Origin of the sequence: Bacterioplanoides sp., from assembly GCF_965219715.1 — a bacterium.
Taxonomy (GTDB): Bacteria; Pseudomonadota; Gammaproteobacteria; order Pseudomonadales; family Oceanobacteraceae; genus Bacterioplanoides.
Window position 1 is genome coordinate 817,942 of the sequence record NZ_OZ244785.1, and the last position, 12,337, is coordinate 830,278.

A 12,337-nucleotide genomic window follows, 5' to 3' on the forward strand; every position below is an offset into this window, starting at 1 on the left:
TTTAGCCCTGCGCTTCGTTAATTGCATCCAGTACCTGGCGTGCACTTACCGGGATTTTGGTTCCCGGACCAAAGATGCCTTTAACGCCCGATTCCCACAGGTAATCATAATCCTGCTTCGGAATCACACCGCCAGCAACCACGATAATGTCATCCGCGCCCTGCTTTTTCAGCTCTTCAATCAAAGCCGGAACCAGAGTTTTATGACCTGCCGCCTGTGAAGATACACCCACTACGTGAACGTCATTTTCAATCGCCTGCTTAGCAACTTCTTCCGGCGTGGAGAACATCGGTGATAAGTCGATATCAAAACCAACATCGGCAAATGCGGTTGCAATCACTTTAGCGCCACGGTCGTGACCGTCCTGACCCATCTTACACACCAGCATACGAGGGCGACGACCATGACTGCCTTCAAAGCTTTCAATATCTGCTTTGATGGACTGCCAGTCCGCATCGTTTTCGTACGGTGCGCCATACACACCAGAGATAGTGCGAGCTTCCGCCTGGAAGCGACCAAATTCTTCTTCCATCGCGTCGGAAATCTCACCAACCGTGGCACGTAAACGCGCAGCTTTTACCGCCAGATCCAGCAAGTTGCCTTCACCACTTTTCGCACAAGCGGTAATCGCAGCCAGCGCGGCATTTACCGCATCAGTGTCACGGGTCGCACGGATTTCTTCCAGACGCTTAATCTGAGAATCACGCACCGCCATGTTATCGACTTCGAGAATTTCCAGATCGTCTTCTTTCTCGAGTTCGTATTTGTTTACACCAACGATAACGTCTTCACCGCGGTCGATACGGGCTTGTTTCTTCGCCGCCGATTCTTCGATACGCAGCTTCGGCAGGCCTTCCTCAATCGCTTTCGCCATGCCACCTTTGGATTCAATCTCTTCGATTAACTCCCAGGCTTTATCAGCGATTTGTTGGGTAAGGCTTTCCATCATATAAGAGCCGCCCCACGGGTCGACTACCTGACGGATACCGGTTTCTTCCTGAATAATGATCTGGGTATTACGGGCAATACGCGCAGAAAATTCAGTTGGTAGAGCAACAGCTTCATCCAATGCGTTGGTATGCAGAGATTGAGTGCCGCCGAACACTGCTGCCATGGCTTCAATCGTGGTACGAACCACGTTGTTGTATGGGTCTTGCTCGGTCAGAGACCAGCCTGACGTTTGCGAGTGAGTACGCAACATCGAAGACTTAGGATTCTGAGGGTTAAACTCCTTCATAATCCGATCCCACAACAAACGACCGGCACGTAGCTTGGCGATTTCCATATAAAAGTTCATGGAAATGCCCCAGAAGAACGACAGGCGCGGCGCAAAGGCATCGACATCCAGACCGGCGTTAATCGCGGTACGTACGTATTCACGGCCGTCACTCAGGGTATAAGCCAGCTCAAGTGCGGCATCGGCACCGGCTTCCTGAATGTGGTAGCCGGAAATCGAAATCGAGTTGAATTTCGGCATATGCTCAGAGGTATAAGCAATGATATCGCCGATGATTTTCATCGATGGGGACGGTGGGTAAATGTAGGTATTACGCACCATAAATTCTTTCAGGATATCGTTCTGAATGGTGCCACTCAGCTTATCCTGAGAAACACCCTGCTCTTCTGCAGCAACAATATAGTTCGCCAGAATCGGCAGTACCGCACCATTCATGGTCATGGAGACGGAGACTTTATCCAGCGGAATGCCGTCAAACAGGATTTTGGAGTCTTCGACCGAATCAATCGCAACCCCCGCCTTACCCACGTCACCGGTTACCCGAGGATGATCGGAGTCGTAGCCACGGTGCGTCGCCAGGTCAAAAGCAACAGAAACGCCCTGAGCACCAGCCTTCAGGTTCTTACGATAAAACGCGTTAGATTCTTCCGCAGTGGAGAAGCCCGCGTACTGACGAATAGTCCAGGGACGACCGGCGTACATGGTCGCTTGCGGGCCACGTACATACGGCGCCATGCCCGGCATGGTGTCGGCGTATTCCAGATCTTTAACATCATCTTTGGTGTAAAGAATTTTGATCGGAATATCTTCCGGCGTGTGCCACTCCATTTCTTCCGGAGTCATGCCCTTCATTTGTTTGGTGGCTAACGCTTCCCATTCTTCCAGGGTTGGTTTATTGGAATCAGTCATAACTACAATCCTGAATTAATGATCATCTTGAGGTTGATTCAGTTCAATCAGAACGCCGTCACAGCTTTTCGGATGAATAAAAATCACCTTGCAGTTGTGAGCACCGATAGAAGGCTCGTCCGATAAAAACTGATAGCCCTTTTCTTTCAGGCGCGCGACATCGGCTTCGAGGTCATCGGAGCGGAAACACAGGTGATGAATACCACCACCCTTCTTATCCAGGTACCCCTGAATCGGGCCTTCACCGTTTAATGGGTGTACCAACTCAATGCTGGTTTCCGGCAGAGGGAAAAATGCCGTGCTGGTTTTAGCCGCAGGCACATCTTCCTGGCCCTTATACGGAAGACCAAAATCTTCCATAAAACGTTTGATGGCTTTTTCGAGATCCGGTACCGCGATGGCGATATGGTCTAAAGCAACAATCATAACTCTCTCACCTGTTTTCGTTTTGGCTCACCTGTTTTCAAAATGAGCAAAAGCCTCTGATCGCTCAGAGGCTTGCTTAAATGGCTGTTATTTAATCGCAGCCAGGAACTCACCGGTTTGTTTTTCGATACGAGCCTGAATTTCTTCGACCGTTTCTTCAATCACAACTTCGTCCGGTGTGATCTTAAACAGTGGCTGACCTTTACTGATAATGGTGCCGTCTTCTTCCACCAGAATCTTCTCGATGGTACCTGCAAACGGAGCATTCACCTTGTTGAACATCTTCATCACTTCGATGATGTACAAAGGCTGGCCCGCTTCGAAGTGGGTTCCGACTTCAACAAATGGTGGTAAACCCGGTGCTTCACAGGAATAGAACATACCGCCAGTTGGAGCCAGAATTTCATCACTCTTAGCAACCGGTGGTGGCACCAGAACCTTGGCCATTTTCGCCTGTAGATCTTCGTCCGTCAGACGCTCAGGGATATGAATGCTCAGGTCGTCATTAACCTTCAGGTCGAAGAACTGCGTGCTGAAACCAATAAACGGTAACAACGACAGAATTTCACAACCCGCCTGATATCCCATATGAGCAGACTGAACCGCAACCCACTGATCCGCTTCAATGCCTTCCGGCGCAGATTTAGTCGCCAGCGCAGCATTCAGTTCAGCAAAGTCTGTGATGCCTAAACGGTTTTCCAGCTCAGCATAGAAATCCAGCGCCTGGGACAATACTTCATGATCGTGATCCCAGATCATGCTTGCCGCCGGGCTTTCCGGATTGAAATCCATATTCAGGAAGTGATAGGTATCCTTTAATACCTGAACCGGGTTTTTCAGCCAGCTGATCTGACCTTTTTCACTTTTTGCAAAGTTGTTCTGATTGATGCTTAACCAGCCCGACAGAATATGTGGATCGGCAAATAAACGCTCGATCGGACGAGTCAGCAACAGCTCTTTCTGAGCCAGAACCTGCTGCATCGCCGCCTTTTCATCTTTGCCACGCAGGCCAGTCATTGCCTTGGCACACACTTGTTTGTAGGCGTGCTTCAGGTCGAAGTTATTGGCTTTTTCTTTCAGTAAGCCCACAGCGGTCAGGTAAGGAACGATATAACGCGTGGTTGGGCGCGCGTTGATATTGTTGCCCAGGAACCAGTTAACCAGACCGTAATGAAACTCCAGATTGGTCGCCAGATCTTTACCCTGAAGTTCAGTGGTACGCAGAATTTCGGCCATACGCTCATAGCTGTCGAGACGCTTATTGCCTACGGTCAGCAGCAGAGCAATATTACTATCGTACGCACCCGCCAGGTGGTACTTCATAAATACGTCGGTATCCGGGTTATGCAGAGAAATACCCTGGTCGTCACGAATTTCACCTTCGCGAGCATCTGACCAGTGTTCAATTACACCACCGGCATGTGGAGCCAATGCATGGTTAGTGGCATTCAGACGCGCTTCAACCGAAGCGATATTACGCACAACACGTTGCGGCTTAGGCAAGCGCGGACCGTGAGCGGCCAGCAATACCATGGCTTCAACCAGCGAGTTAACGATAAAGAAGTCGTTTTCATTATCCGGGTTAACAAATTTAAGCGCATAACACAGTTCAGTTACGCGGTGCTCAACCTGAATACGGGTGTTCATCTCCATAAAGAAGTGCTTGTCGCGATCAACAATACACTCAAAAGTCGACACGCTATCCAGGCCCACTGCCTGACCAAACACTTCCGACTGACGTTCCATTTCCAGCAGGGTTTCAATGTCCTGCTTCAGAATCTGTGCTTCATTATCACGGCCATCTTTAACCGCTTCGGTTAGTGCCGCTTCTAAATCTTCAACGGTAACAGATACTTCTAACAGCTTCTGCTCGTGCATCTGCAGCGAACAGTCACGACCACCCATTGCCAGGGTCCAGTCGCCATTACCAATCACCTGGATTTCCTGGTGACGGGTGGTTTCGATGTTCAGCTCGATCAGTACGTTTTTATTGTCGCCCTGACCAGTGGCTTTTACTTCGTTCAGGATTTCCAGCACCAGAGATGGCGCCAGCTCGGCTACCTGCGCCAGCTGTTTATCCAGATCACCTTCAAACGATGATGGGTTTGGCAGGATGCGCTGGCCTTTACCACCGCCACCACCGATGCACTTCAGACGGATACGGTTTTGCGGATAATCACGACCCATCACGATAACCTGTTCGGCGATGGTCGCCGCCAGTTCGTCGATGGTGTATAAATCAACGCCTTTATCATAAGACGCGGCTAGTACCACATCCGCTTTACTGACCAGCTCTTCGGCAGCGTCAAATGCTTCCTGATTCAGTGGCAGCTGTTCTTTTTCAACCAGTGCTAACAGCGCTTTTTCATCGCTGTGTTTTTTCAGCAAGGTAATCGCAGTCGCATTATCGATACCCGGCGTTACGCTTACGCCAACTTTTAATGCGGTACGTTTCGCTTCGTCTTTCAGGCCTGCATCGTGAACTGTTTTTGAACAAGGTCCAATAAAGTTCAGACCGGCCTTTTCCATCGCGGACACCATGTTTTCATCTTCGGCCATAAAGCCGTAACCGGTGTAGATGGAGTTGTAGCCGTTTTCTTTAGCGATGTTGATGATCTGCTTGATACGAACATCACGTTCTTCTTTATCAACACCGGTGTAATCCGGCACACGGTGAACGCGATTTGGATCAGTCAGCTTGCGCAGTTCTGGCGCTAAAGCGTTCTGATAAACAATGGAGTCTTTTTCCGACAGCAGAATACCGTAATGTTCGATACCCATTTCTTCGAACACATCCATCGCTTCTTTACGAATCGGACCACGACAGATAATCAGTGGTTTCATTTCGGTACAGCTGAAGCTTTGAACCCATTCGCTGTTGGCGTTAGCCAGTTGACGATCCTGATGAATCAGCGGATTGTTCAGATAATAATCGTTGCTCATAATTAAACCCGTCTCTATCTCTTAATTCTGTGTGGCTCTATTAATGGAATTCGCGCTGCACGCCGTTAAACGGTTCCGGCGTGTAATGGCGCAGATGGAAATCCATGTTTTCACACAGGACTTTGCGCAGATCGCTTGGCATCACGATTTGCGAGATCGAACCTAAGCTCAGGGCTTCATTCGGGTTCATTAATTCTTCTTCGTAGCGCTTGGCTAACAGGGCTTCCTGCTCTTTTGCCCAATCAGCAGATTGAGACCCATTTTTCACCGCACCACGAATTTCTTTCAGTTCATTTTTATAAACAAACTCAACACCCGCTGGCCCCATTACTGCAGCACGAGTCGACGGCAGGGCCACAACAAAGTCGGCGCCGGTTGGGTAGTTGTTATAAGACGCGTAAGCACCACCAAAGGCGTTACGGATAATCACCAGGAAGCGCGGAGTACGCAGATCGATAATCGCATCCAGCATAGCGCGACCCGCCTGAACGATACCCATGCTCTCCTGTTCTTTACCTGGCAGGAAGCCGGTGGTGTCTTCCATAAAGATCACCGGGATGTTGTACAGGTTACAGAAGCGGATAAACCGCGCGTTTTTATAAGCCGCTGCGATATCAATCTGACCAGAAGAAACCGCCGAGTTATTGGCAACAAAGCCCACCACATTGCCGCCCATTCGGCCTAATGCCGTAATGGTGTTGCGAGCGCGGTCTGGTTGGATCTCGAGGAAGTCACCGTGATCACACAATTGCTGAATCATAATGGTGACATCAATCGGTGTGTTAAAACCGGTTGGTGCGTTAAAAGCTTTCTTCAGCAGAATATCAACGTCCCAGGTTTTGCGATCAACCGGATCGGATGTTGGCTGATGTGGCGCCAGCTCGCTGTTATTACCTGGCAGATAGTTCAACAGCTGTTTCACTTTTTTCAGTGCCGACACTTCGTCTTTCACAACAAAGTCGGTTACACCACTCTGGCTATGAACACCCGGGCCACCCAGCTCATCTGGGGTTACGTCTTCACCCAGAACCGACTTCACAACACCCGGGCCAGTCAGACCAAAGAAAGTATCGTTTGGCTGAATCAGGAAGCTGCCCTGACGTGGCAGATAAGAACCACCACCGGCGTTAAAACCAAACATACACATAATGGAAGGCACAACACCGGAGATTTTACGCAGCGCAGTGAATGCTTCAGCATAACCGTCCAGGCCACCTACACCGGCTGGAACATAAGCACCAGCGCTGTCATTCAGACCGACTAGTGGAATACGGCGTTTGCCGGCCAGCTCAAATAAACGTGCCAGCTTTTTACCATTGGTGGCATCCATGGAACCTGCACGAACGGTAAAGTCATGACCATATAAAGCAACGTCACGCCCATTGATCTTCACAACCGCAGTCACCAGCGACGCGCCATCCAGATTTTTGCCCCAGTTCTGGAACAGAACGGTTGGATCTTCGTCGGTTAATACAGCAATACGTTCCCAGATGGTCATACGTTTTTTGCTGTGCTGACGAGTAATGGCGTTTACACCAGCTGCTTTGCGGGGGCGCTGAATCAGCTCATAACCCTTTTTCAGGTTTTCTTCATATAAACCGGGGTTATAGGACGCCTGACCGGGAATAGCGAATTCAACTTCTTCTTTCTGGTCAAACGGGTTGGCCAGAGAAGCCTGCGGCTTTTTGGTTTGGTTTGCTGTTGCTTTTGTCATTTAGGTGTCGTTCCGTTGAATGGGTTTACTACGACTAACTTTCTGCGGGTAAAAATCACACCATGCGGCTTTTACCAATTGCATGAAGGAAGCTCACCAGGAAATTGCGGATTGATAATAATGGCGTCTATCCATCTTGTGAATAGTCATAATGTCGAATGCGAATGGGGGCGTTTGATTAAACAGAACACTATACCGGTCTTATTATTTCCTTAAATGGCCAAATCGGAGAATTTGACTGGCAAATATCGCCAAAAAAGAAAAAACAGATCAATTTTCAGTCAAATGCATTCATTACAGGCATTAATTCCAATGGCTCATCACAGCATTAATCATTTATTTTTATTCGCTGCAATACGATCAAGGGAGGTGACCAAAGAATGATTCTTTGGTCACTCGTACTGGTAGAACTACCAACAGAGGGGATTACTCCGGCATGCTCAGCGCTTCTGGAGAAACGATCACACCGTTGTTGTCGGCGTAAACGAACTGACCAGGCACAAATTCAACACCGCCAAATTTAACGGTGACATCAACATCACCCAAGCCACGCTTATCGGTTTTCAGCGGATTGGTCGCTAACGCCTGAACACCCAGATCCGTTTGCATGATCACATCAACGTCACGGATGCAGCCATAAATAATGATGCCTTCCCAACCGTTTTTAGAAGCTTTCTCCGCCAGCATGTCACCCAGCAACGCATGACGCAGGGAAGCACCACCATCGACAACCATCACTTTGCCTTTGCCATCGGTATCAACCAACTCTTTTACTTTAGAGTTATCTTCAAAGCATTTAACGGTAACAATCTGACCGCCAAATGATTCACGACCACCATAATTATTGAACATTGGCTCAACAACCTGAATCAGGTCCGGGTATTCATCACACAGGTCCGGAGTTACGTATTCAGTCATTTTCTGATCCTTATTTATCGATGTTAATTGGTAAGTTGTTTAATTGATTGAACCCGATGTCGAACCACACCGGACTCTGCATTTGGAGTAGCAGCAATCATGGCACGAGCGATCTGTTTTCCCGGTAACGCCTGATAATTGCCGAATATCGGAAACGCTAACAGTCGAGCAGCAATTTCTTCACCGATTCGGAACTCGTCACGAGCACCTATCAAAACCGAAGGTTGCCAGAAGATGGTATTGTCAAAACTCAAGGCTTGTATGCCCTGCTCCATTTCACCTTTAATACGGTTATAAAAGAATGGCGAATCGGGAGACACACCAATAGCACTGACAATAGAAGCGGTCTTTGCGCCCTTATCTTTTGCGATTCTTGCACTATCAATAACCAGCTCTTTATCGACGTAACGCAAGCCATCTTTGCCGGACTTTTTCTGCGTTGTTCCTAAGGCGCAATAAAAGTCATCGATTTCGATAGCATTCTCAAGCCCATTATCAAAAGCAGACTCAAAGGTTAATACGCTTAACTTGTCAGATTGAACTGCAATCGCATCAGGACGGCGGGCTAAAACAATCACTTTTTTATATTCGTCACCGGCTATGAGCAGCTGTAACAATTCCCCGCCAATTAAGCCCGTTGCTCCAACGACTAAAGCGACGTTTCCGCGGACTTCAGACATAACGTTTTTTTAACCAACCACTGATTTTTGGCCAGACGTCATCTGCAGCTTCTTTGCTGACGACCATATCGACATGGCCATAATCTTTATTAAAGCCCTGCGCCTTGCCGAGTAACATATATTCTTTGTCAGTGGTTTTGGTCTCTGCGCCCGAAGTGGCATCAGCGCCATACATATCAAAAAAACGTTTGCAGTATTTTGCCGGGTCCGACGTATCAGCATGGGCAGCAATCGACAACATGGGCAAGGACGCATTTTTCCACGCCGGCAAAAGCTTCTGCTTGGTTGATTTTAATTGCCAACGGCCAAACCAGTCATGACGACGCAGATATTCATTCACCAGACCCGCAGGTTCATTTTCCGGGCCGATTTTCAGTTGGCGACCGTCCAGCTCACCTTTTACAGCAACAATTCCGCGCAATAACAGGCCGCAGAAAGGTAGCCACAAATACCAGGGACGACGCACAGCCTGTGCACCTAACAACACCATAGACTGGCTGTTTTTATCATTAAGAATATCCGCAGCAACAGCACTGGCAATAATAACGCCTCCCAGAGAGTGGCCAAGCCAACTGGCCTTCTGACCGGTTTGCTCCTGAACAAATTCGTTGATGGCCGTTACATCAGATAAAACGTATTGCTCTAACGTATTTTTCCGATAAGCCTGATTGCGTGGAGATAAACCATGGCCACGCTGGTCGTATAACCAAACATCGAAACCTTCATCCAATAAATGTTTGGCCAGGCCAATGCCTTTTTCAGACAACCAGAAACCACGATTGCTGAAACTGCCATGCACCAGAACAACCGGCGGCTTAGTTCGTGAAGTGCCACAGGTTGAGCTGATACGACTGAGCGCCACTTCAACGCTGTGGTCAGCACAGCGATTGTGTTTGAGAAGATAAACATCTTCATTGAGGTCTCCCCAGGTCTCTGCACGCAACAAAGACACCGGGAATAAAGCACTACTACTTTTCATTAAATTCTTATTTCAATCCGTAAAGACGGGTGAGACCATTATTGTTGCGGTTTATCAGCCAGGAAGAACCAGGTATCCATCACAGAATCCGGGTTCAGCGATACGCTATCAATACCATGCTCCATCAACCATTTAGCAAAATCCGGGTGATCTGACGGGCCTTGACCACAAATACCAATATATTTACCGGCTTTTTTACAGGCGTTGATGGCATTTTCCAGCAGCGCCAGAATGGCTGGATTTCGCTCATCAAACAGGTGAGCAATAATTCCGGAGTCGCGATCCAGACCGAGCGTCAGCTGAGTTAAATCGTTAGACCCCACAGAGAAACCATCAAAATGCTCCAGGAACTGCTCGGCTAAAACAGCATTCGCGGGCAGCTCACACATCATAATTAAGCGCAGATCGTTTTCACCACGCTTCAGACCATTTTCCGCCAGCAGATTAACTACCTGCTCTGCTTCACCCGGGGTACGGACGAACGGCACCATAATTTCAACGTTAGTAAAGCCCATTTCATTACGGACTTTACGCATTGCACGACATTCCAGTTCGAAGCAATCGCGGAAGTTTTTCGAGATATAACGAGAAGCGCCGCGGAAACCTAACATTGGATTCTCTTCTTCCGGCTCATACAAACGACCACCAATCAGGTTGGCATATTCGTTCGATTTAAAGTCAGACAAACGCACAATCACACGCTTAGGCCAGAAAGCTGCCGCCAGCGTAGAGATACCTTCAACCAGTTTATCGACATAAAAATCAACCGGGCCTGCATAACCAGAAATTCGACGCTCAACCGTGGGCTTAACCTCTTCCGGTAACGTATCAAAATTCAGCAGCGCCTTAGGGTGCACGCCAATCATACGGTTAATAATAAATTCGAGTCGCGCCAGGCCAACACCTTCGTTTGGGAACCCCTGGAAATCGAATGCACGATCCGGGTTACCAACGTTCATCATGATTTTGAACGGTAAATCTGGCATTGAGTCAACGCTGTTGGTTTTTACATCGAAATCAAGCGCACCGTCGTATACAAAGCCGGTATCACCTTCAGCACACGACACTGTGACTTCTTGGCCGTCGGTTAATATATCAGTCGCATCCTCACAACCAACTACGGCAGGAATACCCAGCTCACGAGCAATAATTGCAGCGTGACAGGTACGACCACCACGATTTGTAACAATCGCAGATGAACGCTTCATCACCGGCTCCCAGTCCGGGTCGGTCATATCGGCAACCAGTACATCACCTTCCTGAACCTGATCCATCTGATCCACACTATCGATCACACGCACCTTACCTTTACCGATACGGTGACCAATCGAACGCCCTTCAACCAGCACTTTGCCGGTTTCCTTCAGCAGGTAACGTTCCATAATGTTTTTGTTGTCGCGGCTTTTAACCGTTTCCGGACGAGCCTGGACGATATACAACTGCCCATCATCACCGTCTTTAGCCCACTCAATGTCCATCGGACGCTGATAGTGCTGTTCGATAATCAAGGCCTGACGGGCCAGCGCTTCAACTTCAGCATCGGTAACCGAAAACATACGACGCAATTCGCGATCAACCCGCTGTGTTTCAACCGATTTTCCAACGGCGGCATCCGGGTTGTAGACCATCTTAATCGCTTTAGCGCCCAGATTGCGGCGTAAAATCGCCGGGCGATCTTCTTTCAGGTTGTTCTTATGAACGTAGAATTCATCCGGGTTAACCGCGCCTTGCACGACTGTTTCACCCAAACCATAAGAGGAAGTAACAAATACCACCTGGTCAAAGCCAGACTCCGTATCCAGGGTAAACATCACACCACTGGATGCTGTCTCACTGCGCACCATGCGCTGGATGCCTGCTGATAAAGCGACCTTATGATGATCAAAACCCTGGTGATCACGATAAGCAATAGCGCGATCGTTAAAGAGAGAAGCGAAGACATCACGGATGGCATGCAATACGTTTTCGATACCCACGATATTCAGGTGAGTTTCTTGCTGACCGGCGAAAGACGCGTCTGGTAAATCCTCTGCCGTGGCAGAGGAACGAACTGCAACAGCAATCGACTCATTACCACTTTGCAAATCGACAAAGGCTTTACGAACATCGGCTTCAAGCTGAGGAGGCAACGGCGCATCAAGAATCCAGTTGCGGATTTTTGCCCCGGTTTCGGTTAAAGCCGGAATATTATCGACATCCAGTGAATCTAGCTCAGCCTGAATTTTTTGATCAAGGCCTTCGTAATTGAGGAATTCGCGATAAGCATCGGCGGTTGTCGCAAAGCCATTAGGCACCGACACTCCTGCATTAGTTAAGTTACTGATCATCTCACCGAGAGAGGCATTTTTGCCCCCTACCCGTTCTACATCGCCCATAGACACCTGATCGAACCAGAGTACGTAATCAGTCAACTTCTTATCTCCTATACGGGTAGATCGGCTTTTGGCCAATCAATGAACAGCTAAGGCCTGGATTTGGCTTTGAATCCGACACTTTGTCACGGCTTTTCAATTAGCCTATAGTGGCGGCCC

General features: G+C 48.6%; 8 protein-coding genes. All 8 read right to left on the minus strand.

What is annotated here, in order from left to right; genetic code table 11:
* Position 1 precedes the first annotated feature (1 nt).
* Positions 2-2,146, minus strand: a complete 2,145-nt coding sequence (scpA, locus tag ACOQOZ_RS04305; RefSeq protein WP_420591046.1) for a methylmalonyl-CoA mutase — start codon at positions 2,144-2,146, stop codon at positions 2-4.
* Between the two features lie 15 nt (positions 2,147-2,161).
* Entirely contained in the window at positions 2,162-2,572 is a 411-nt protein-coding gene (mce, locus tag ACOQOZ_RS04310; RefSeq protein WP_255856647.1) for a methylmalonyl-CoA epimerase, read from the minus strand.
* 87 nt (positions 2,573-2,659) lie between these two features.
* Entirely contained in the window at positions 2,660-5,515 is a 2,856-nt protein-coding gene (locus ACOQOZ_RS04315; protein WP_420591047.1) for a biotin/lipoyl-containing protein, read from the minus strand.
* A gap of 40 nt (positions 5,516-5,555) precedes the next feature.
* Positions 5,556-7,229, minus strand: coding sequence for an acyl-CoA carboxylase subunit beta (locus ACOQOZ_RS04320; RefSeq protein ID WP_420591048.1), 1,674 nt, complete (start codon positions 7,227-7,229; stop codon positions 5,556-5,558).
* Positions 7,230-7,655: 426 nt separating this feature from the next.
* Entirely contained in the window at positions 7,656-8,147 is a 492-nt protein-coding gene (gene rraA / locus ACOQOZ_RS04325) for a ribonuclease E activity regulator RraA (RefSeq protein WP_420591049.1), read from the minus strand.
* A 23-nt stretch (positions 8,148-8,170) separates the two neighbouring features.
* Entirely contained in the window at positions 8,171-8,827 is a 657-nt protein-coding gene (locus tag ACOQOZ_RS04330) for an NAD(P)H-binding protein (RefSeq protein WP_420591050.1), read from the minus strand.
* Positions 8,820-9,806 (minus strand): alpha/beta fold hydrolase, encoded by a 987-nt coding sequence (locus ACOQOZ_RS04335; RefSeq protein ID WP_420591051.1) that lies wholly within the window; start codon positions 9,804-9,806, stop codon positions 8,820-8,822. The genes ACOQOZ_RS04330 and ACOQOZ_RS04335 overlap by 8 nt, the downstream gene beginning before the upstream one ends.
* 38 nt (positions 9,807-9,844) lie before the next feature.
* Positions 9,845-12,217, minus strand: coding sequence for a phosphoenolpyruvate synthase (gene ppsA / locus ACOQOZ_RS04340; protein WP_420591052.1), 2,373 nt, complete (start codon positions 12,215-12,217; stop codon positions 9,845-9,847).
* Positions 12,218-12,337: the final 120 nt, after the last annotated feature.